This is a genomic window from Bradyrhizobium sp. WSM2793, from assembly GCF_000379585.1.
Lineage (GTDB): Bacteria > Pseudomonadota > Alphaproteobacteria > Rhizobiales > Xanthobacteraceae > Bradyrhizobium.
In genome coordinates this window covers 96,988-119,656 of sequence record NZ_KB902772.1, presented here as the reverse complement: position 1 = coordinate 119,656, position 22,669 = coordinate 96,988, and the positions used below count along the sequence as shown (strand labels likewise).

Below are 22,669 nucleotides of genomic sequence, written 5' to 3'. Positions count from 1 at the left end.
CCGCGTACGCGGGGACCCATAACCCCAGGGAAGAGTTTGGCTAAGGCTCGCAGTCCGGTACTGCGACCGTCTGCAATCGATGGATCACGCGGTATGGGTCCTGGCTTTCGCCAGGACGACACCGGTAAATTGGCGGCACTGAGCCGCCAACTAACGCCAGTGCCCTACTCCGCCGCGTCCCGCATTTCCACGCGCTCGGCCCGGGCCGCGCAGAACTTGAACTCCGGGATCTTGCCGAACGGATCGAGCGCCGGATTGGTCAGCAGGTTCGCCGCCGCCTCCGCATAGCAGAACGGCATGAACACCATGTTCTCCGGCACGTCGCGGTCCGAGCGGACCTTGACCTCGACCGCGCCGCGGCGGGTCTCCAGACGAATGAAATCGCCCGGTGTGAGGTTCTTCTTGCGCATGTCCTTCGGCGACATGAAGGCGACCGCCTCCGGCTCGATCTGGTCGAGCACCTGGGCGCGGCGGGTCATCGAACCCGTGTGCCAGTGCTCCAGCACGCGACCGGTCGACAGCACCATCGGATACTCGGCGTCGGGAATCTCGTCCGGCGGGATGACCTTGGCCGGCACGATCTTGCCGCGGCCGCTGGCGGTCGGGAAGCCCGTGGTGAAGATGATCTCATTGCCGGGCTTGTTGGGATCGTCGACCGGATAGGTCACCGCGCCTTCGCGCACCAGCCGCTCCCAGGTGATGTTCTTCAGCGACGGCATCAGCTCTGCCATCTCGGTGAAGACGTCGCCCGGGCCGGCGTAATTCCAGGGCAGGCCCATGCGCTTGCCGATCTCCTGAATGATCCAGAGATCCTGCCGCGCATCGCCCGGAGGCTTGATCACCTGGCGGGCCAGCTGCACGCGGCGATCGGTATTGGTGAAGGAGCCGTCCTTCTCCGCGAACGCCGAAGCCGGCAGGATGACGTCGGCATGGAACGCGGTCTCGGTGACGAAGAGATCCTGCACCACGAGATGATCGAGCATGGCGAGCGCATGGCGCGCGTGCTGCAGATCCGGATCGGACATCGCGGGGTTCTCACCCTCGATATACATGCCCGTGATCTCGCCAGCGTGGATCGCATTCATGATCTCGACCACGGTCAGGCCGCGGACGGGATCAAGGTCCTGCTGCCAAAGCTTTTCGAAGCTGCCGCGCAGATCGTCGCGACCAACCGGCTGATAGTCCGGCAGGAACATCGGGATCAGGCCGGCGTCGGAGGCGCCCTGCACGTTGTTCTGGCCGCGCAGCGGATGCAGGCCGGTGCCGGGACGGCCGACCTGGCCGGTGATCAGCGCCAGCGCAATCAGGCAGCGCGCATTGTCGGTGCCGTGGACATGCTGGCTGATGCCCATGCCCCAGAAGATGATCGACGATTTTGCGCGGGCATATGTCCGGGCAACCTCGCGCAAGGTTTGCGCCGGGATGCCGCAGATCGCTTCCATCTTCTCCGGCGCGAATTCCTTGATCTTCTCCTTGAGGTCCTCGAAGCCTTCGGTGTAGCCGGCGATGTACTGGTCGTCGGTCAGGCCTTCGGTGATGATCGTGTGGATCATCGCGTTCAGCATCGCGACGTCGGAGCCGGGCTTGAACTGCAGGTGTTTGGTCGCGTGGCGCGACAGCGTCTGCCGGCGCGGATCCATCACGAACAGCTTTGCGCCGTTCTGCTTGACCGCATTCTTGATGAAGGTCGCGGCGACCGGATGGTTCACGGTCGGGTTGGCGCCGATCACGATGATCACTTCGGCATCCATCGCAGCCGAGAATGGCGCCGATACCGCGCCCGAGCTCAAGCCTTCGAACAGCGCCGCCACCGACGAGGCGTGGCACAGTCGGGTGCAATGGTCGACGTTGTTGGAGCCGAAGCCGGTACGCACCAGCTTCTGGAACAGATAGGCCTCTTCGTTCGAGCCCTTGGCCGAGCCGAAGCCCGCCAGCGCCTTCACGCCCTTCTCGTCGCGGATCTTGACGAGGCCCTTGGCGGCGATGTCGAGCGCTTCCTCCCAGCTCGCTTCACGGAAATGGGTGAAGGGATTGGCGGGATCGACCTGGTCGTTGGCATCCTTCTTCGCGTTCGGCAGCCGCACCAGCGGCTTGGTCAGGCGATGCGGATGGTGGATGTAGTCGAAGCCGAAACGGCCCTTCACACAGAGACGGTTGCGATTGGCGGGGCCGTCGCGGCCCTCCGCATAGATCACCTTCTCGTCCTTGACCTCATAGGTCACCTGACAGCCGACGCCGCAGAACGGGCAGAGCGAATCCACCTTCTTGTCGGCGTAGGTGACACGGGTCTGCTTCTCGTCGAGCATCACGGCCGGCATCAACGCGCCGGTCGGGCAAGCCTGCACGCATTCGCCGCAGGCGACGCAGGTGGACTCGCCCATGGGATCGTCGAAGTCGAACACGATCTTCGAGCCATGGTTGCGATAGGCCATGCCGATGACGTCGTTGACCTGGACCTCGCGGCAGGCGCGTACGCACAAGCCGCACTGGATGCAGGCGTCGAGGTTGACGCGCATCGCCGGATGGCTGGCGTCGGTTGCCCAGCGCTCGGCGGCGGGGAAGCGGCTCTCGGTGACGCCTGTCGTCTCGGCCCAGTGCCAGAATTTCGAATCCGGATCGTGGCTGGTCTCGCGCGCCGGCTGGTCGGCGACGAGCAGCTCCATCACCATCTTCTGCGCCGACACCGCGCGCGCGGACTCCGACTTCACCTTCATGCCGACCGACGGCGTCCGCTTGCAGGACGCAGCCAGCACGCGCTCGCCCTCGATCTCGACCATGCAGGCGCGGCAATTGCCGTCGGGCCGATAATCGGGCGCGGGCGAATAGCACAGATGCGGGATCTCGCGGCCCTGGCGTTTTGCGACTTGCCAGATCGTCTCGCCGGGATTGGCTTCGACCTGCTTGCCGTCGAGCTCGAAGGTAATCTTGGTCATTCGGCCGCTTCCTTGAACTCGTCAGGGAAATATTTGATCACGGTGGCCAGCGGATTCGATGCCGCCTGTCCAAGCCCGCAAATCGAGGCATCGCGCATCGCCTGGCTCAATTCTTCCAGAAGAGCGCGGTTCCAGACCGGCTTCTGCATCAGCAGGGCCGCCTTCTGGGTTCCGACGCGGCACGGCGTGCACTGGCCGCAGCTCTCGTCCTCGAAGAATTTCATCAGGTTCAACGCCGCCGCGCGCACGCTGTCCTTTTGCGACAGGATCACGATCGCGGCAGAGCCGATGAAGCAGCCGTATTTTTCCAGCGTGCCGAAATCGAGCGGGATATCGTCCATCGACGCCGGCAGGATACCGCCGGATGCGCCGCCCGGCAGGTACGCATAGAACTGATGGCCATCGGCCATGCCGCCGCAATATTCGTCGATCAGCTCGCGCACGGTGATGCCCGCGGGTGCGAGCTTCATGCCGGGATTCTTGACTCGGCCCGAGACAGAGAAGCTGCGCAGGCCATGACGCTCGTGGCGGCCATTGCCCTTCCACCAATCAGCGCCCTTCTCGACGATGTCGCGGACCCACCACAGCGTCTCGATGTTGTTGATCAACGTCGGCAGGCCGAACAGGCCGACCTGGAACGGATAAGGCGGCTTGTGCCGGGGCAGGCCACGCTTGCCCTCGATGCTTTCGAGCAGTGAGGATTCCTCACCGCAGATATAGGCGCCGGCGCCGCGGCGCATGTGCAGCGTTGGACCGCCCGGCGGAAGCTTTGCGATCTCGCGCTCCAGAATCTCGCGCGAGGCCGGATATTCGTCGCGCAGGTAGATGTAGACATCGGAGGCCTGCACCACATGCGCGCCGATCAGCATGCCCTCGATGAAGCGATGCGGATCGCTTTCGAGATAGACGCGGTCCTTGAAGGTGCCGGGCTCGCCCTCGTCGCCGTTGATCGCCATCAGCCGCGGACCGGGCTCGCCGAGCACGGCGCGCCATTTCCGTCCCGTCGGGAAGCCGGCGCCGCCAAGGCCGCGCAGCGAAGCATCGTCGAGCCCCTTCAGCAGATCGTCCTTCGACAACTCGCCGGAGCGCACGCGATTGAGCAGCTTGTAGCCGCCGCCGGCGACATAGGCGTCGTAGTCGACATAGTTGGGCAGATGCGCGTGAGTGTCGCCGACCTTCGCCGCCGCCATCACATTGGCGACGGTCGCATGATCGACGAAATTGTGCCCGACCTCGGCTGCCGGCGCAGTATCACAACGACCGACGCAGGGCGCGCGCACCACACGGATGCCAGGGCCGCTTGCGCTTTGCAGATCCTCGAGCAGCTTCTCACCGCCGAGCATCGCACAGGTCAGGGAGTCACAGACGCGGATCGTCAGTGGGGCGATATCCGGCTCGCCCTCCTTCACCACGTCGAAATGCGCGTAGAACGTCGCGGTCTCGAACACCTCGGCGAAGGCGAGCTTCATCTCGTCGGCGAGCGCGGCCAGATGCGCGGCCGAGATCTGATGATATCTGTCCTGGATCAGGTGCAGATATTCGATCAGGAGATCACGCCGCCGCGGCCTGTCGCCGAGCAGCTGCTCGATCTCGTGCGCGGCGGTGGGATCGACCTGCCGCCCCTTGGGCGTGGCTTTGGCGCGCTTGCGTCCCTCACCGGGATGCTCGAACGGGCGGACCTTGTGCACGTCGTCGTGGCTCATCGATTCGTCTCGATCTCGTCTTTTAGAACGACTCCAGTTCTAGCTCCTGGCATGCCAGATGCCAAGCAAATTATCATGCTCACGGAAGCAGTTAAGCGCAGCCCAAGGGCAACCCAGGATCGCTGCCCGGACACGGCCTTGCGTTCGTCCAACGCGCCAATCGATAGAACGAAGCCTGAATTGGTCTGGAGATCAATAAAGGCTTCCTATGCTGCGATAGCGAAATCGTATCGAGCTCCGCTCCGAGGCTGCAGGTGACCTCTCCGTGCCCCAATGCTGACGGGTCAGCTCTTGCCCATGCACTCCTCGATATAGAACCAGCGATCGTCGCCCGCGAGGCCCTTGGCCTTCACGTCCTTGCGGCACTCCCTAAGCTTCGACTTGTTGGCGCTCCACTTGGCCTTCATGTCCTTGAGCTTCTGCGCGGTCAGCTTGATCTTGCCGGGCTTGGCCTCGGTCGCGGCGGGCGGCGTTACAGCTGGTGCCGCGGCGGTCTGTGCCGATGCGGATTGCAGGGCGCCGGCGACGAGCAGCACGGCGGCTGCACAAACGAGCTTACGAACCATCGAATTCCCCCAGGGAAGTTTTGAAACAATCGAATGAGCGGCGGGAGCGCGCATGGTGCGCTCCCGCCGCGATGAACGTGCGATCAGAAGATCTTGACCGCGCTCTCCAGCGTCTTCCAGACACCCCAGGCCAGCGGCACGCCGACAAAGGCCCAGAACAGCGCCGCATTGGCATCCAGACCGCCCTTGCCGATGCCGAACGAGCCGTGCTGGATCGACGCTTCGCTCTTCGCACTGGCCGCCTGCAGGCGGGCCACCTCCTCGTGGCTCATGTTCCACTTCGGATCGACCGGCTTGATCAGGTAGTTGCAGATCAAACCGGCGATCAGCATGGCACACAGGATGTACATCGTCGTGTTGTAGAGCTGATCACGCGGCACGCCGGCCGCGAGCTGGAACTCGCGGATGTAGTTGACCACGACCGGACCGATGATGCCGGCAGTCGACCATGCCGTCAGCAACCGGCCGTGGATGGCGCCGACGAACTGGGTGCCGAACATGTCGGCAAGATAGGCCGGCACCGTCGCGAAGCCGCCGCCATACATCGACAGGATGATGCCGAACCCGAGCACGAACAGCAGTTTCGAGCCCATCGCCGCGAAGGTGGGCGCCAGCGCGTAGAGCACGATGCCGAGGATGAAGAACGTGTAGTAGGTGTTCTTGCGCCCCATGAGGTCCGACATCGACGCCCAGAAGAACCGGCCGCCGATATTGAACAGCGACAGCAGGCCGGCGAAGCCGGCGGCGATCGCCGCGATCGATGCCTTCTGTTCGACCGAAAGCTGGCTGAACGTCAGCTCCGGATGCCCGATCAACTTGCCGGCGAAGATTTCCTGGAGCATGGGCGAGGCCATGCCGATCACACCGATACCCGCCGAGACGTTCAAGCAGAGCACCCACCAGATCAGCCAGAATTGCGGCGTCTTGTGCGCGTTGTTGAGGTGCACATGGTGCTCGGTGATCATCGACTTCTTCTCGCTTGGCGGCGTCCAGCCATCAGGCTGCCAGCCGGGCGGCGTCACCCGATACGAAAAGGCACCGATCGTCATGAAGATGAAATAGATCACGCCCATCACGACGAAGGTCTGCCAGACGCCGACATCCGTTGCGGTCTTGAAGTAGTTGATCAGCAGATTGGCGAGCGGCGCACCAATCATCGCACCACCGCCAAAACCCATAATGGCCATGCCCGTCGCCATGCCGCGACGATCGGGGAACCATTTGATCAGCGTCGACACCGGCGAGATATAGCCGAGGCCGAGCCCGACGCCGCCGATGACGCCGGCCCCGAGCCACATGATCCAGAGTTGATGGACGTAGACGCCGAAGGCGCCGATCAACAGGCCGCCGCCCCAGCAAAGCGCGGCAACGAAACCTGCCTTGCGGGGGCCGGCACGCTCGAGCCAACCGCCCCAAATCGCGGCAGAGACGCCGAGCAGGACGAAGAACAGCGTGTACATCCAGCCGAGGCTCGCGACCTTCCAATCGCAGGTCGTGGTGAACAGCTCCTGCCACAGCGAGATGTCCGGGCAAGCCTTGCTCTGCGCGATGCCGATCGAGCGCGACAGCGGCAGCCAGAACACCGAGAAGCCGTAGGCCATGCCGATGCAGAGATGGATGCACAGCGCGGCCGGCGGCACCAGCCAGCGATTGAACCCGGCCTTCGCGATCGTGCGTTCACGATCGAGGAAGCCGGAAGCACCAACCGGTGCAAGAACGGTATCGGCAGTTGTCATAAGCATTCCCTCCCAAGCGCGGCCTTGCCGGCACATCGGTTTGAGACCGGTCGTGTGCGTGCTTTCAGCCGCGCATGACAGGTCGGACTTCATTCATGCCGAAGTGGAATCGTCTGGTGCGCATCCGTCTTGTGCGCCGAGCAAGCAACTGATCGCGGGCGATGTCCCTTCGCCTCGCAAGCAGCGTTGCCTTGACGGCTATCGCGCCCTCATCCCCCTCAACACCCTGTCTTGAGAAGAGCAACGCGCGTGCCAGAAGTCGCATCGTGACGATTCAACGACTTCCCGCAGCGCAGCGCGCCGCTCCGGACAGAATGTCCTGACTCCAAGGACAAAATGTCCAATCAGGTCGCCTCGGGCAGCCACATCGTGAAGGTGCTCCCGGAACCGAGGTGGCTTTCCGCCGTGATCTGTCCGCCCTGGCGCTTGATCAGCGTCTGGCTGATGGAGAGGCCCAGTCCGGTGCCCTGCCGCCGTTTGGTGGTGTAGAAGGGGTCGAATATCTTTTCGATCACGTCTGCGCTCATGCCGATGCCGGTATCAGTGACCTCGATGGCGACGCCTTGATGGCCGTCGCGCTCGGCATCGAAGGAGCGGAGCGTCAGGGTCCCGCCGTCCGGCATGGCGTGGATCGCGTTGACGATGAGATTGACCAGGACCTGCTGCAGCTCGTTCCGGTTCATCAGCACGAGCCGGCTGGCGCGGTCGTCCCTGACCACGGCGATCTCGGTCTTGTTCAGAAGATGCTGCACCAGCGGCAGACAATCGGAGATGACGCTTGTCGGCGCATGGCGCTCGACATAGCCGGCATATTCCTCCGGCCTTGCAAACTGCAGCAGCTTGGTCACGATCTGGCTGATGCGGTGAATCTGCTCGTCGAGCAGGCGAAACTCGACCTTCGCCTTGTCCGCATCGGCCCCGAACACGCTGCGGATGACGTCGAGATTGCCCTGCATCACCGCGATCGGATTGTTGATCTCGTGCGCAACGCCGGCGGTGATCTCGCCGATCGCAGCCAGCTTCTCGGACATGATGAGCTGCTTGGTGGTTGCCTCGAGCTTGAGATTGGCGTGCTCGAGGTCGCGGGTGCGTTCCAGCACGCGGACGTTCAGTTCCTCATTCCACTCCCGGAGCTGCCGGTCGCGTTCCTGGATCTGGTCGAGCAGGCTGTCGAGATGAACCGCGACGCGGCCGATCTCGTCACCCAACACCGGCATCTTGGTGCGGGCGGAGAGGTTCCCGCGCTCCACCTCGCCGATCGTCGCCGTGACGCGCTCCAGCGGCATGAAGATGGAGGTCGCCCAGCGCAGGAAGATCGGTACGGTCGCGGCGGTGATCGCAATGAACGCAGCGATGATGATCACCAACGTCTGGTATTTGGCTTCGCTGAACGGCTTCTCCAGAAAGCCGACATAGAGCATGCCGACCCGCTTGCCATAACTGTCGACCAGCGGCTCGTAGGCGGAGATGTACCAGTCATTGACCACGAAAGCGCTGTCGAGCCAGGTGTGCCCATCGCCCAGCACGGCCGAGCGCACCGCCGCCGACACGCGCGTGCCGAGCGCGCGCCGGCCCTCGAACAGGCGGACGTTGGTCGATATCCGCACGTCGTCCAGGAACAGCGTCGCGGTGCCCTGGCTGCCCTCCGGCAGGCTCGCCGCGCGGTAGACGAGATCGTTGATAGTGTCGATGAATTCGAGGTTCTGGTTGAGCAGCGTGCCGCCGACCAGCGCAGCGGCGCCCCCGTCAGGCAGCATCGCCCGGCTCGCCGCGTGCACGACCATGCCGCGCGTCTCCGTGCTGCGGTCGGTCGGCACCGCGTTCGGGGTCGGCACCAGATCCAATCGCGCGCGCTCGGCCAGGGCCGGCGAAATTGCGGCGAGCTCGTCATTGCCGAAAATGTCGACGCCGGTCGCAGGGACCTGGCCCGACAGCGCCGACATGATGATCGGCCAGTCGCCTCTCGGTTGACGCTGCAGCGGGGGCGATGAGGCCAGGACGTCGCCGCGATCGTTGGTCAGGTACAGGAAATCGAGACCGATCTCCTTGCGGGTCTCGTCGAGCAGGTCCCGCAGCGAGCCGCGCGCATCCGGCGCCAGCACCTCCTGGAAGCGGGCCGACAGGCCGAGCGCCCGGATCTGGACGCCGGTCTTTTCCAGGATGCGGGCGAGATATTGATGGGCGATGGTGAGATCGCCGTTCACCTTGGAAATCAGGGCCGCGTCGAATTTTGCGTTCCAGCGATAGATTGCGACGCCGAGCAGGAGCGGCAGGATGACCAGCATCGGCAGCAGAGCGATCGCGAGCAACCGGAAGCGGACGGACCGTCCCCGCACGAGCTCACCGCTGCGGCGGGCACCATCAGACATCCCATAACGCGCATTTGCGGTCGATGGTCTTGCGCGAGATACCGAGACGCCGCGCCGCCTCCTCGCGATTGCCATTGACCTCCTTCAGCACACCGAGGATGTGACGGCGCTCGAGCTCGGCGAGACTGTCCGCAGGCACCGACTGGCCGTCGTTGCGGGGACCGGCGAAATCGTCGGGGAAGGCGCCGAGGATCAGCGTGCGCTCGATCAAATTGCGCAGCTCGCGCACATTGCCCGGCCAGTCATAGCTTGCGAGCGCCGCCCGCACCGAGGCGTCGATCGGCACCGGCGGCATACCGAGCTGGGTCGACAGCTTGCTCATGAAGATGGCGGCAAGCTCCTGCACGTCATCGCCGCGATCCTTCAGCAGCGGCAGGTGGATCTGCATCACGTTGAGCCGGTAGAACAGATCGGCTCGGAAACGGCCCTTCTCGACCTCTTTCTGAAGCTCGGCATTGGTTGCGAAGATGAAGCGCAGGTCGACCGGAACTTCACGCTCGGAGCCGACCGGACGGACGCGGCGGTCTTCGAGCACGCGAAGCAGCTTGCTCTGCATCGGCAGCGGCAGCTCACCGATCTCGTCGAGGAACAGCGTGCCGCCATGGGCATACAGGAACAAGCCCTCGCGCCCCGAATCGGCACCGGTGAAGGCGCCCTTGATGTGTCCGAACAGCTCCGCCTCGATCATCTCGGGCGGGATCGCCGCGCAATTGACGGGCACGAAGGGCTTGTCGGCGCGATCGGACAGCGAGTGGATCGAGCGCGCTGCCACTTCCTTGCCGGTGCCGGATGCGCCGGTGAGGAGAACCGAGGTCGGCAGGCGCGCGACGCGAGCGATGGTCTCACGCACGCGCAGCGTCGCTGCCGACTGGCCGATCAGATTGTCGCGCAGAAAGGTGCGGTCGGACGAGGCGCGCAGGGCGTAGCGCAGGACATAGTTCTCGCGCTGGAGGCGGACACGGTCGAGGCATCGTGCCACCGCGTTGAGGATCTGGTTGGAGCGGAACGGCTTGAGCACGAAATCGGCCGCACCGGCGCGCAGGGCCTGGATCGCGGTGTCGAGGTCGGCGTAAGCGGTGATCAGGATGGCGTCGGCGAAAAAGCCGACGGCGCGCTGCTCGGCGAGCCAATCGACGCCGTTCTTGCCGGGCATAATGTTGTCGAGAATGACGACATCGTAGCGGTTGGAATCGAGCTTGCGCGAGGCCTGGTCGGTATCGGCCGCCTCGTCCACCAGCTTGCAGCGCGGCGCAAGCGTACGCACCAGGAAATTGCGCATGCCCGGCTCGTCGTCGACGATCAGGATGGAGGCCTGCGCCAGCGCGCCGAACTCCGGCCCCGCAGCCGTCTTGCCGGGCTTGACGGCAGGCTCGCGGCCCGCCGCGGGACCTCCGGCAGCGCTTGCCCTCGATGTTGAGAAAGTCATGCCCGACGTCTTTGAGAGTCTTGGGTTTGAGGGGTCTTGGGTTTGAGGGGTCTTGGGATTGAGGGGTTTTGGGATTGAGGGTCTTGGGTTTGAGAGTCTTGGGTTTGAGCTCATCCACGGCACCAATCGGCGCCTTTCGCATTGCAGCGAAGTTCCGGCCGTGTCCCGCGCAGGCAACATAGTCAAACGTCGCCGCCGTGAATATTCGCCTTTCTACGGGGCGTCGCTCTTTTCGACCAGGAACACGATGCGCGCCTCGTTGCGTTCGGTAATCTCGACCTTGTCGCCGGTCTCGCGGATCAGGTTCGGAATGTCAATCACCGACAAGGGATCGGTGCAGTGGACCTCGAGCTGATCGCCCGGCTGCAATGGCTTGAGCGCCTTGCGCGTCTTCAGGGCGGGCAGCGGGCATTTCAGTCCGGTGAGATCGAGCGTCGTTCTGGCCATGGGCGCAACATGGCGGGACCGACCGATGGCGTCAACGCGACGCCGCTAGAGCAGATCGGCGTAGGACAAAAAACCTACGGCCTGCCCCGGCTCGACGCCCGTGATGCTCTCACCGAGCTCGACGAGGCCGTCGGTCTCAACCAGCGAGGACAACAGCCCGGCCCCTTCGCGCGGAAACTTCACCGCCTCCAGTGTACCGTCCTCCGCCCGCCGCAAGGAGACGCGAACATATTCGCGCCGGCCTGCCTTCTTCTTGTAGGTGAAAGCCGCCCGCAGGGGGATCGGCAGAAGCGGCTCCGGCAGGCCCCCGGCGAGCGCCAGTACTGTCGGCCGCACCACATGGACGAAGGTGACGAAGCTCGCGACGGGATTGCCCGGCAATCCGATCAGCGGCGTGCCGTCGATGATACCCATCGCCACGGGACGGCCAGGCTTGATCGCCATCCGCCACAGCACCAGCGAGCCGATGCTCTCGACCGCCGCCTTGACGTGGTCCTCCTCGCCGGTCGAGACGCCGCCGGTGGTGAGGATCAGGTCATGATCACCGGCCACCTGCTTCAAGCCATTGCCGAGCGAAGTCCGCTCATCGCGCAAGATGCCGAGATCGCTGACCTCGCAGCCGAGCCGGCGCAGCATCGCCATCAGCATGAAGCGGTTGGAATCGAACAGTTGCGAGGCCGCGCGCGGCTCGCCGGGCGGGGCCAACTCGTCGCCGGTCGAGAACACGGCAACGCGAATGCGCCTGATGACGTCGAGACTGACAAGACCGAACGCCGCGGCCAGCGCGACATGCTGCGGCCGCAAGCGCTGGCCGGCGCGCAACGCGACGTGCCCTTTCGGGATGTCCTCGCCGGCGGGGCGAACATTGGCACCGGGCTTCAGCCCCGGCGGCAGCACGATCCTGCCGGAATCGTCGATGCGGACGTCCTCCTGCATGAAGACGGTTTCGGCATCCGGCGGCATCGGCGCGCCCGTGAAAATGCGCGCGGTATGGCCGGGCTTGATCGGCGCCTGTGCGAGGCCGCCGGCCTGGATGCGGCCGTCGAGCGGGAACGCCCGCTCCGCGCCTTCAGGAATGTCGCCGTTGCGCACGGCGTAGCCGTCGACGGCCGAGTTGGTGAAGGGCGGCAGAGGCAAGGGCGCTGCGACATCGCGCGCCAGCACGCGCCCGTCTGCGTCGATGAGCGCCACCGTCTCCAGATCGGCGATCGCGTTGACGCGCGTCGTGATGAGACCAACGGCCTCGTCGACCGACATCATCGGGCCGCCGAAGGCAAAGCAATCGTCCGAGAGTTGCGCCATGGTGCCTCGTCAGCGTATCGCGGCGCTTTTCGCCACCGCTTCCTCGACCGGCATCGCGGCGCGCAGCAGCAACGCCGCAGCTGCCGCGACATCGTCGAGATGGACAGTCGGCAGCTTGGTGTCAATGGCGGTGTCGGCCGCGATCCCGGCAATCCCGGGATCGTCGGGAAACAGCAACGGCTTGCCGTTCGCCGCGCGATGCACCTCGATCTTGCGATGCGGCTCGCGCTTGAAGCCCTCGACCACGACGAGATCGACCGCGGAAAGCTTGTTCAGGAGCTCCGGCAGCCGCGGCTCCGCCGCCCCGCGCAGTTCGTGCATCAGGGCCCAGCGGTTTGACGACGCAACCAGCACCTCCGCCGCGCCGGCCTCGCGATGGCGCCAGGAATCCTTGCCGGGCATGTCGACGTCGAACTGGTGATGCGCATGCTTGATGACCGAGACGCGCAGCCCTTGCGCGTTGAAATGCGGGATCAGCCGCGTCAACAGCGTGGTCTTGCCCGCACCGCTCCAGCCTGCAAGGCCGATGACTTTCATTCCAGCTCCGTGTCCGCGAGCGACTTGGTTTTGGTGGAACCGCTATCCCTTCCCGTCATTGCGAGCGAAGCAATCCAGACTCGTCGCTTCGCTCCTCGCAATGATGACCGGAAGCATTTCGTTTTCCGTCAGCATGCTTATATCGGCTTGACCCGAATGTCATGCTAACCTCGCCGCCATGATGAAGATCGACAAAGCCCCGGTGCCCCTGATCGTCCCCAACCCGGACGACCCGCGCCTGACCCAGAGCGTGACCGGGACCGACCAGACCGGCGCCAGGGTCGAGATCAAGGTACCGATGGAGCGGCCGCTGACGCTCTACCTGAACTCCCAGGAGATCGTCACCATGATGACGATCGGCGATTACCCCGAATATCTGGCGCTCGGCTACCTGCTGAACCAGAACATGCTGAAATATAATGACGTGGTCACCGAGGTCGAATACGACGACGACCTCCAGGTGGTCGTGGTGCGCACCACACACCACACCAATTTCGAGGCCAAGCTGAAGAAGCGCACGCAGACCTCGGGCTGCGCGCAGGGCACCGCCTTCGGCGATCTGCTCGAGGCGGTCGAGAGCGTCGCGCTGCCGAAGGCCGAGCTGCGCACGTCCTGGCTGTACCAGATGACGCAGACCATCAACACCATGCCCTCGCTCTATCTCGAGGCCGGCGCGATCCATGGCTGTGTGCTGTGCAAGGAAGGCACCCCGCTCTGCTACACCGAAGACGTCGGCCGCCACAACGCCGTCGACAAGATCGCGGGCTGGATGTACCGCCACGGTGTCGATGCCAGCGACAAGATCCTCTACACCACGGGGCGGCTCACCTCGGAGATGGTGATCAAGACGGTCCGCATGGGAATTCCGATCCTGGTATCGCGCTCCGGCTTCACGGCCTGGGGCGTCGATCTCGCAAGACAGGTCGGGCTGACGCTGGTCGGACGCACCCGCGGCAAGCGCTTCATCGCGCTCGCGGGCGAGGAACGCATCGTCTACGATCAGGACCTCGCTTACGTCGAGGAAGAGTCGGCCAAGCACAAGCGCAAGGGTGAAGCTGGTGACGACTGACATTCTGCCGACGCAAGGCGTGCTGCTCGCCGGCGGCCTGGCGCGGCGCATGGGCGGTGGCGACAAGCCGATGCGCACCATCGGCGGCCGCACCATCCTGGAGCGCGTGATCGCGCGCCTGTCACCGCAATGCAGCGGGCTGATCCTCAACGCGAACGGCGATCCCACGCGCTTCGCCGCGTTCGGCCTGCAGGTCGTCGCCGACGACGTTCCCGGCTTTCCCGGTCCGCTCGCCGGCATCCTCGCCGCGCTCGACTGGACCGCGGCGAACCGGCCGGGCATCGAATGGGTGCTCAGCGCCGCCGGCGACTGCCCGTTCCTGCCACGCGATCTGGTCGCGCGCCTGCATGACACGCGCGCGCGTGAGAACGCGCAGCTCGCGGTCGCCGCATCAGGCGAGCAGTCGCATCCCGTGATCGGCCTGTGGCGCGTCGCCTTGCGCGACGAGCTCAGGCACGCGCTGGTCGTCGAGGACCTCCGCAAGATCGACCGCTGGACCGCGCGCTATCCGCTCGCGACGGTGACGTGGCCAACCGAGCCGCTCGATCCTTTTTTCAACGCCAATACGGTCGAGGACATCGCCGAGGCCGAACGGCTGGCGGCGCTGGATGATGCATCCTAGGGCATTGCCTGGAGTTCATGGCCTTGAGCTCCTGGCTATGAACCGGGCCTGAGAAGCGAACGACCAATGATTGGGACGTTGCCCCGGATGAGCCATGGCCGACTCGCTCTTGGAAGTCATTTTCGACGTTGTCGATCTCGCGTTCGATGTTTCGGACGCAATCGATCGCACGAAGCAGCTGAGCAAGCCTGACACCGTCGAAGTCCCGCCGGACCCGAAACCGTTGCCGGCCGCCGCCCAGCGTGCGCTCGCCGAAGCCGAGGAGCGGGAGCGCAAACGCGGTCAGTCCGATCAAGCCGCCAGCAGCACCGACCAGGCATCGTAGCTGCAGATCCAGCCGGTATCAGTCCGCTCCTTCCGCCGGATATTTGATGCGCGAGTCTTCTGCACCGTCGCTACGCAGGCCGGAATCCGGCGCGCTCCAGCGCGGCACGGGCCTCATTCGAGCCAAGCGCATCGAGAAACGCCTGCACCGCCGGCCGGTCCTTGCGCGCCGTGACCAGCGCGAAGTCATAATGCTCTTCCGCGAACGGAATGAAACCGAGGCCGGCCGCATGGGCGACCGGTGCAATGGTCATGCCCCAATCGGCGCGGTGCTGCGCAACAGCTGCCGCGACCGCATTGTGCGAACGCGGCTGATTCCAGTAGCCTTCCGGCCGCGCGCCGCCGAGCAGCCGATCGATCAGGATGCGCGTGCCGGCGCCCTGGTTACGGTTGACCATGATGCAGGCGGGGTCAGCGAGAGCGGCGGCGACGGCCTCCTTCGCGCCGAGGCCCTCGAAACGCCTGTCGTCCTTGCGGAAGACGATGCCCTGCATCCGCCGCCAGCCCGGCACGAGCTCGAGGCCCTCGACGAGATAGGGCGAATTGTACGTCTCGCTCTTGTCATCGAACAGATGGATCGGCGCGAGATCGCATTCGCCGCGCTTTGCGGCCGCGAGTCCGCCGAGGCTGCCGACCGCAATCGAGCGCACGGCCAGGCCGGCATGCGCGAGCTGTGCGGTGACGAGATCGAGGCCGGTGCAATGGCTGCCGACGATGACGAGATCGGGCACGCGCACATGCGGCGTGAACAGCGTCACCTCGGCTTCGGTCCCGGCCGGCATCTGGTCGGCGAGCGCGTCGATGCGCAAAAAGCCGTCGGCCTGCGCGAAGGACGTGATCGCGCCAGACCCCTTGCCGGAGGGATAGGCGATCAGGCCGTCCCTGCCCTCGACCAGCGACACCATGACGAACTCGGTGCGGCCGAGCTCGGACGCAATGCGCACCGGCACGGTCGCGTTCACCTTGGCATCCGAGCGCGGCGGCAGGCCGGCCAGCTTGCGCAGCACCGGCACGATCATGTCGTGGAAGGTGAACATCGCCGAGGTCGGAAAGCCCGGCAGGATCACCACCGGCTTGCCGTCGCACACCGCAAGGCACAACGGCTTGCCAGGCTTGAGCGCAACGCCATGCGCGATGATGCCGGGCCGGCCGAGCCGGCCGATGATGCGATGGGACAGGTCGCCCGCGCCTTTCGAGGTGCCGCCCGACAGCACCAGCATGTCGGATTCGGCGAGCGCGCGGCGCATGGCGGACTCGAGTTTCGCCTCATCGTCGGCAATGGCGCCGAGGAAGGCCGCCTCGCCGCCATTTTCGTCGATCGCGGCCGCGACGATCGCGCCGTTGGTGTCGTAGATCGCGGCGGGCGGAAGAGCCCCGCCGGGCTGGACCAGCTCGTCACCGGTGGAGATCACCGCAACCCGCGGCCTGCGCGCGACGAGCACCTCTGCAATGCCGCAAGCCGCGAGCATGCCGATCTCGCGCGAGCCGATGATCGTGCCGGCACGCAGCAGCGCCTCGCCGCGCGCAATGTCGGATCCGGCGTACGACACGAATTGTCCGGGCGAGACGGCACGGCGGACGTCGATCGCATCGGATCCAACCGGCTGGGTGTGCTCGACCATGACGACCGCGTCGGCACCACGCGGCAACGGACCGCCGGTGGCGATCGGCGTTGCGGTTCCCGCCGCCACTTGCATCCTCGGCGCGGTGCCGCAGTGGATGGTCTCGCCGTTCAGCGTGAGGCGCCGAGGAGCGCCTTCGCCAGCCGCCGCAAGGTCGGCCGAGCGCACGGCAAAACCGTCGACATTGGAGCGATCGAACGGGGGAACGTCGATCGGCGCGGTGATGTCTTCAGCGAGCGCCACGCCGAGCGCATCGCCGAGCTTGCGCTTTTCGCTCGGAACGGCGCGCGGGAACAACGCGGCCTCGAAGCGCGCCAGGGCCTCCTCGCGCGAGAGGATCTTGAGGAACTGCTCTTGTTCGAGCGCGCTACGGATTTGCGATTGCGGGTTCATGGACATGTCAAAAACCATATCATTCCCGCATCAGATAGGCATCGATCGGCACGCCCGCCGCAAATCCCTCGTCCCTGTCGGGAATGAGCAGCCATGCGTCCGCACCGGCAATAGCCTGGAGCGGCCATTCGCCCACGGCAAGCGGCATCCACGCGTGCTGTTCCCGGGCCAGCAAAGCGATCTCGGCGATGCCGACGCTGGATGCGATTTTTCGCGCAAGCGGCAGGCTCACCTGCCGGCGCGGCCGGCGCGCCGATAGTCGGTCGACGAGCGGAAGCACGAGCGCGAGCCACGCCGCCAGCGCGTGATCCGGCGAGCCCGGCAAGGCGACGACGGGAACCTTTCCGATCTTCGCGACCGCGGCAGTCCGCCCGGGCTGAAGTGCAAGACCGTGGGCGATCACCTGACCACGCTGAGCCAGCGCCGTCACGGCCGCATCGCCGCGGCCAACGCCGCTGCCGCCGACTGTGAGGATCAGATCGCAGGAGGACGTATCGAGGGCATCGGCAATCGCCACCGCATCGCGCGCGCCCGCCTCACACGTCTTCACATCCAGTCCCGCAGCGCGCGCGATCCCCGCGATCATATGCATCGTTGCCGTTGCACCCGGCACGTTGACGATGCGCAGCCGGGGCCGACGCACGCCGAGCTTGTCCAAACCGGCAATGCGTGCGAGCAGCAGATCGGCTGCGACGACCGGTTGGCCCTCGGCGCCGGCCGGCGTGCGCTCCGCGATGTCGCTGCCGCCACGCCTGACGCCCTGCCCCGGCACGCCCTCCGCCAGCACCTGCACGAGCGGCCCCGATGCATCGACCGCGTCGGCATCGAGCACACAGTCGCAGCCGGCGGGCATTGTGTCACCGGCCTCGACCCACGCGGGCGCTTGTGGCAAAGGCAGCGGCGAATAAGAGGACGCGCCGACGAGATCGTTGGCGCAAAGCGCCCAGCCATCCGCGGCGGCGATGTCGTGATGCGGATGGGCCGCAAGCAGCGGCGTGCCCGCCGCGATGCAGCCGGCCGCTTCGCTCAGCGGCAACTCCACCGGTGCAAGCGGCTCAAGCCCGCTCAGCAACGCGGCGAGCGCGGTGTCGAGCGGCGTCAGCGATGGCGGCAGGCGCTGGGTCATGCGCCATGGTGGACCATGCATCGCCCGGTTTGGCAACCACCGGCGATGCCGACGTCAACCGCCCGACCTGTCCGCATTGGGGAAGAACAGCTGCTGTCCGTCGACCTTGTAGCCTGCGATCGCCGTCTGCCCCTCCGGCGAGGTCAGCCAATCGATGAAGGTCTGCGCGAGATCCTTCTTCACGTTCGGAAACTTCTCGGGGTTCACCAGCATCACGCCATACTGATTGAGCAGCCGCCGGTCGCCTTCGACGACGATGTCGAGATCGCCGCGATCCCTGAAGGCGATCCAGCTGCCGCGATCCGACAGCACATAGGCATTGGCGGCGCGCGCGGCGTCGAGAGCCGAGGCCATGCCCTGTGCCGCCTCGCGATACCAAGCGCCCTTGGCCCCGGCGATGTCGATGCCGGCGACGATCCAGAGCGCAAGCTCCGCAGCATGGGTGCCCGACCGGTCGCCGCGCGTCACGAACGGCGCACCCTTGGCCTCGATCGCCTTCAGCGCCGTCGCGATGTCCTTGCCCTTGACGCCGGCGGGATCGTTCTTCGGCCCGATCAGCACATAGTCGTTGTACATCACGTCAAAGCGCTTCACGCCAAACCCGTCCGCGACGAATTTCTCCTCCTGCGGCCGGGCATGCATCAGCACGACGTCGGCCTCGCCCCTGCGCGGCCCGTCGAGCACCTCGTCGGCGCGCCGCGCGATCACCGTCACGTCGACACCGGTCTTGTCGCGAAAGATCGGCAGCAGATAGTCGAGCAGGCCGGAATCCTGCGTCGCGGTCGTCGTGGCAAGGACGAAGCCGCGGTCCTCGGCGGATGACGCCGCAACGGCGGCGGTGAGGCCGCAGAACAGCGCGAATGCAACGGACAGGCGGCCCATGATCGGGGGTTCCTTTGGCTACGACCCGATCATGATGATGATCGATTGCGCCGCACTCGTGACGCGTTTGCCTTTTGCGCACGTCACCCGGGAAATTTCGGCAACGCGCCGAACGATTCAGGATCATTCACCAAAGCAAAAGACGCGCGCGCGGATGTGTTGCAAAGCAGCGAGATGATCGGGCATGGTTCCGGCGGACACGAATTGAAATGCAGAATTCCACCTGCGTCGAACGTCAAAAAGAAGCAAGAATTTGCATAGGAATGCAGGATGGAATTCCTGACGACCAGCGAAGCCGCCGACTATCTTCGGCTCGGCGAACGCAAGCTCTACGAACTCGTCACCACAGGCGCGATCCCCTGCACCAAGGTGACCGGGAAGTGGCTCTTCCCGCGCCACGAACTCGATCTCTGGGTGCTCTCTGGCCTCGCGCGTCCGGCCGGCATGCTGATCGCGGAGCCGCCGCCGGTCGTCGGCGGCAGCCAGGACGAGCTGCTGGATTGGGCCTTGCGCGAATCCGGCTCGGGCCTGGGATCGATGAGCGAGGGTAGTGTGCGCGGGCTCGAGCGCTTGCAGCGCAACGAGGTGATGGCGGCGGCGATACATTTCCACGGCCTGGATGCTTCCGATGATCTCGCTGGGGATGCCAGTGTCGAGGCGCTGCGGGCCGCGCCGGATTTGCATGATGCGGTGCTGGTCGCGTTCGCGCGCCGCGAACAGGGTCTCGTGCTGCCGCAGGGCAATCCCAAGCACCTGCACGGCCTGACCGACGTGCTCGCGCTCGGCGCCCGGATGGCGATGCGGCAACAGGGCACAGGCGCGCAGATGCTGCTCGACGTGCTCCTGAAGCGCGTGGGCGCCACGACGCGGGATTTGCGCAGGGTCGAGACGCCGGCCCTGACCGGACCGGATCTTGCGGAACTGGTCCGCGCCGGCCAGGCCGATTGCGGCATCGCGACGCGCGCCGCCGCGCGTTCGGCCGGTCTCGATTTCGTGCCGCTGGTCTGGGAGAATTTCGACCTCGCGATGCGGCAGCGCAGCTATTTCCGCCCCGCCATGCAGGCCTTGATCGGATTCCTGAACGAACGGCGGCTGCGCCAGCGCGCCGATGAGCTGACCGGCTACGATCCCTCACCCGCGGGGCGGATCCGCTTCGCAGCCTGACATTGACGCCCGCCCCAAAATAGTTGCAAAAGAAACCAATTCAGCCGGGCATACCCGGGGCAACACCGGCCAACGTGCCGGATCAGGGGAGGACAAGCGTGAATCCAATCAGATTTGGACTGCCGGTCGCGGCCGCCTTGACGGCGGCGCTGCTGTCCGGTGCGGCATCGGCGCAGGTTTCCGACAACGTCGTCAAGATCGGCGTGCTCACCGACATGAACGGCCCGGCCTCTGCGCCGACCGGCCAGGGCTCGGTGACGGCGGCGCAGATGGCGATCGACGATTTCGGCGGCACCGTGCTCGGCAAGCCGATCAGCATCGTGATCGGCGACCACCAGCTCAAGGCCGACATCGGCGGCACGATCGCGCGGCGCTGGTACGACGTCGACCAGGTCGACCTGATCGTCGACGTGCCGGTCTCCGCGGTCGGGCTCGCGGTGCAGAACGTCGCCAACGAGAAGAAGCGGCTGTTCATCACGCATTCCACCGGCACCGCCGATTTCCACGGCAAGTTCTGCTCGCCTTACGCGATCCAGTGGGTTTTCGACACCCGCGCGCTCGCGGTCGGCACCGCGGACGCCGTGGTCAAGCGCGGCGGCGACAGCTGGTTCTTCATCACCGACGATTACGCCTTCGGCCATTCGCTCGAGCGCGACGCGTCCGCGGTCGTCACCGCCAATGGCGGCAAGGTGCTGGGCTCGGTGCGGCCGCCGCTGGCAACGCCTGATCTCTCCTCCTTCGTGCTGCAGGCGCAGGCCTCCAAGGCCAAGATCATCGGCATCGCGGCCGGCCCGCCCAACAACATGAACGAGATCAAGACCGGCTCGGAGTTCGGCGTGTTCAAGGGCGGCCAGCAGATGGCGGCGCTGCTGGCGCTGATCACCGACATCCACGGCCTCGGCCTGCAGGCAGCGCAAGGTCTGCTGCTGACCACGTCGTTCTATTGGGACATGGATGACAAGACCCGCGAATGGTCGAAGCGCTATTTCGCCAAGATGAACAAGATGCCGTCGATGTGGCAGGCCGGCGTCTATTCATCCGTGATGCACTATCTCAACGCCATCAAGGAAGCCGGCACCGACGATCCGCTCAAGGTCGCCGCCAAGATGCGCGAGAAGCCGATCGAGGATTTCTTCGCCCGCAACGGCAAGCTGCGTGAGGACAATCTGATGGTGCACGATCTCTGGCTGGTGCAGGTCAAGACGCCGGAGGAGAGCAAATATCCGTGGGACTATTACAAGATCCTCACCACGATCTCCGGCGACAAGGCGTTCGGTCCGCCGGACCAGGCGTGTCCGATGGTGAAGAAGTGAGTTGGCGAATGGCGAATAGGGAGTAGCGAATGGGGATGCTTCCATTCGCTATTCGCAGCTCGCCATTCGCTACTTCACCACCCCGATCTCGCGAAAATACGTCATCACGCCGGGATGGATCAGCTCCGGCCTCGGCGCCGCTGCGACCGTGTTCGACGCCGTGGTCTCGCAGGCCTGTGTGAGTTTCTTGCAGAATTCTGCTTCGACGCCGTGCAGCGTCTTCGCCAGGCGATAGGCGACGTCATCCGGCAGGTCCTCGCGCGTCAGCACGAAGCTCCAGGACCCCAGCGAGGCGATCGGCGCGTCCTGCTTCGGATAGCTATTGGCCGGCACCAGCAGCGGCTTCAGGAAGGCATGCTTGGCGCGGATGCGCGTCATCTCTTCAACGTCAGGCGCGATGAAGCGCGCGCCTGACGCGCTGGAGGCGACCGCGGCAAAGCCGGGCCAGCCGATGCCGGCGCCCCACAGCGCGGCGACGCGGCCATCCTCGACCATCGCGGGGCCGTCGCCGGCGCGGTCGAGATAGATGGCCTTGAAGTCCTCGTCCTGCTTCAGGCCGAGCCCATCCAGCACATAGCGCGCCAGGATCGGCAGGCCCGAGCCCTTGGCGCCGAACGCAACGGGCTGGCCGACGAGATCGCGGATCGTCTTGTAGGGACTGTCCGCGCGAACCACGAACATGCCGGGATTGGAATAGATCGCCGTGAGAATCTTCAGCCGCACAGGCGCGCGTCCGATGCCGGCGAAGGCTTCATAGGCCGGCTCGCCCGCGACCAGCGCGAGATCGAGCTCGCCCTTCTCCAGCAGCGGAATGTTCTCGTTGCTGCCCTTGGTGTTGCGGGGCGCGATGGAGATTTGCGGATCGGCCGCGTTCATCACCTCCGCAAAAGCGTTGCCATAAAGCGGAAAGCCGCCGCCGGGCGTCGCCGTGCCCAAACTGATCGTCGTGGTCGGAATGGCCGTGCCTCCGGTTTGAGCAGCAACGGGGCTTGCGAGCAGCGCCGCGCCGAGAAGGGTGAGGATCGCGAATCTCATGGGCGTCCCTGACGGACCTGCGTCAACACCGACTTGCGGCGATGTAGGCAGGGAGCGGATTTTGTGAAAGCATGTCGCCAACGACAATAGAACAATGGGA

At 65.3% G+C, this 22,669-nt stretch carries 19 protein-coding genes; 6 read left to right on the top strand and 13 right to left on the bottom strand.

The genetic code is table 11. From position 1 onward, the window contains the following. Positions 1-164: 164 nt before the first annotated feature. The 9 genes from fdhF to mobB all read right to left on the bottom strand — a co-directional run bounded on the left by fdhF (position 165) and on the right by mobB (position 13,019). The gene (gene fdhF / locus A3AS_RS0107715; protein WP_018317020.1) at positions 165-2,933 is read right to left on the bottom strand and encodes a formate dehydrogenase subunit alpha; all 2,769 of its coding nucleotides are present in this window, start codon (positions 2,931-2,933) and stop codon (positions 165-167) included. Then, positions 2,930-4,636, bottom strand: a complete 1,707-nt coding sequence (locus A3AS_RS0107710; RefSeq protein WP_018317019.1) for an NADH-ubiquinone oxidoreductase-F iron-sulfur binding region domain-containing protein — start codon at positions 4,634-4,636, stop codon at positions 2,930-2,932. The genes fdhF and A3AS_RS0107710 overlap by 4 nt, the downstream gene beginning before the upstream one ends. Positions 4,637-4,920: 284 nt before the next feature. Beyond that, a complete protein-coding gene (locus A3AS_RS0107705) occupies positions 4,921-5,202 on the bottom strand; it encodes a hypothetical protein (protein ID WP_018317018.1) in 282 nt (93 codons plus the stop codon). Between the two features lie 83 nt (positions 5,203-5,285). After that, a complete protein-coding gene (locus tag A3AS_RS0107700; protein WP_018317017.1) occupies positions 5,286-6,938 on the bottom strand; it encodes an OFA family MFS transporter in 1,653 nt (550 codons plus the stop codon). A gap of 344 nt (positions 6,939-7,282) precedes the next feature. Then, complete coding sequence (locus A3AS_RS0107695; protein WP_026201773.1) at positions 7,283-9,307, bottom strand: cache domain-containing protein; 2,025 nt, start codon at positions 9,305-9,307, stop codon at positions 7,283-7,285. Further along, entirely contained in the window at positions 9,300-10,733 is a 1,434-nt protein-coding gene (locus A3AS_RS0107690; protein ID WP_018317015.1) for a sigma-54 dependent transcriptional regulator, read from the bottom strand. Before A3AS_RS0107690 ends, A3AS_RS0107695 begins: the two co-directional genes overlap by 8 nt. A gap of 213 nt (positions 10,734-10,946) precedes the next feature. Continuing rightward, positions 10,947-11,180: a sulfurtransferase TusA family protein gene (locus A3AS_RS0107685; protein WP_018317014.1), complete on the bottom strand. Its 234-nt coding sequence runs from the start codon at positions 11,178-11,180 to the stop codon at positions 10,947-10,949. A 45-nt stretch (positions 11,181-11,225) separates the two neighbouring features. Further along, a complete protein-coding gene (gene glp / locus A3AS_RS0107680; protein ID WP_018317013.1) occupies positions 11,226-12,482 on the bottom strand; it encodes a gephyrin-like molybdotransferase Glp in 1,257 nt (418 codons plus the stop codon). A 9-nt stretch (positions 12,483-12,491) separates the two neighbouring features. After that, positions 12,492-13,019, bottom strand: coding sequence for a molybdopterin-guanine dinucleotide biosynthesis protein B (mobB, locus tag A3AS_RS0107675; RefSeq protein ID WP_018317012.1), 528 nt, complete (start codon positions 13,017-13,019; stop codon positions 12,492-12,494). 178 nt (positions 13,020-13,197) lie between these two features. Here mobB and fdhD point away from each other — a divergent pair, with 178 nt between their 5' ends. The 3 genes from fdhD to A3AS_RS0107660 all read left to right on the top strand — a co-directional run bounded on the left by fdhD (position 13,198) and on the right by A3AS_RS0107660 (position 15,035). Continuing rightward, complete coding sequence (gene fdhD, locus A3AS_RS0107670; RefSeq protein WP_018317011.1) at positions 13,198-14,088, top strand: formate dehydrogenase accessory sulfurtransferase FdhD; 891 nt, start codon at positions 13,198-13,200, stop codon at positions 14,086-14,088. After that, positions 14,078-14,710, top strand: coding sequence for a molybdenum cofactor guanylyltransferase MobA (mobA, locus tag A3AS_RS0107665; RefSeq protein ID WP_245283156.1), 633 nt, complete (start codon positions 14,078-14,080; stop codon positions 14,708-14,710). The genes fdhD and mobA overlap by 11 nt, the downstream gene beginning before the upstream one ends. Before the next feature lie 94 nt (positions 14,711-14,804). After that, positions 14,805-15,035 carry a hypothetical protein gene (locus tag A3AS_RS0107660; protein WP_018317009.1) on the top strand — a complete coding sequence of 77 codons (231 nt, stop codon included), beginning with the start codon at positions 14,805-14,807 and terminating at the stop codon, positions 15,033-15,035. Between the two features lie 70 nt (positions 15,036-15,105). Here A3AS_RS0107660 and A3AS_RS0107655 read toward each other — a convergent pair whose 3' ends face one another. The 3 genes from A3AS_RS0107655 to A3AS_RS0107645 are packed head-to-tail and all read right to left on the bottom strand — an operon-like array spanning position 15,106 to position 19,057. Next, positions 15,106-17,055 (bottom strand): molybdopterin biosynthesis protein, encoded by a 1,950-nt coding sequence (locus tag A3AS_RS0107655; protein ID WP_026201772.1) that lies wholly within the window; start codon positions 17,053-17,055, stop codon positions 15,106-15,108. A 13-nt stretch (positions 17,056-17,068) separates the two neighbouring features. Continuing rightward, a complete protein-coding gene (locus tag A3AS_RS0107650) occupies positions 17,069-18,175 on the bottom strand; it encodes a molybdopterin-binding protein (RefSeq protein ID WP_018317007.1) in 1,107 nt (368 codons plus the stop codon). 54 nt (positions 18,176-18,229) lie between these two features. Next, positions 18,230-19,057 carry a substrate-binding domain-containing protein gene (locus A3AS_RS0107645; RefSeq protein WP_026201771.1) on the bottom strand — a complete coding sequence of 276 codons (828 nt, stop codon included), beginning with the start codon at positions 19,055-19,057 and terminating at the stop codon, positions 18,230-18,232. A gap of 45 nt (positions 19,058-19,102) precedes the next feature. On the opposite strand from A3AS_RS0107645, the gene A3AS_RS47070 reads away from it, so the two are divergent. The 3 genes from A3AS_RS47070 to A3AS_RS0107635 all read left to right on the top strand — a co-directional run bounded on the left by A3AS_RS47070 (position 19,103) and on the right by A3AS_RS0107635 (position 21,534). Next, positions 19,103-19,318, top strand: a complete 216-nt coding sequence (locus tag A3AS_RS47070; RefSeq protein ID WP_157644218.1) for a hypothetical protein — start codon at positions 19,103-19,105, stop codon at positions 19,316-19,318. Positions 19,319-19,327: 9 nt separating this feature from the next. Continuing rightward, a complete protein-coding gene (locus A3AS_RS0107640; RefSeq protein ID WP_018317006.1) occupies positions 19,328-20,221 on the top strand; it encodes a helix-turn-helix transcriptional regulator in 894 nt (297 codons plus the stop codon). 98 nt (positions 20,222-20,319) lie between these two features. Further along, positions 20,320-21,534, top strand: a complete 1,215-nt coding sequence (locus A3AS_RS0107635) for an ABC transporter substrate-binding protein (protein WP_018317005.1) — start codon at positions 20,320-20,322, stop codon at positions 21,532-21,534. A gap of 69 nt (positions 21,535-21,603) precedes the next feature. On the opposite strand, the gene A3AS_RS0107630 is transcribed toward A3AS_RS0107635, so the two are convergent. Further along, positions 21,604-22,569: a TAXI family TRAP transporter solute-binding subunit gene (locus A3AS_RS0107630; protein WP_018317004.1), complete on the bottom strand. Its 966-nt coding sequence runs from the start codon at positions 22,567-22,569 to the stop codon at positions 21,604-21,606. Between the last annotated feature and the right edge of the window lie 100 nt (positions 22,570-22,669).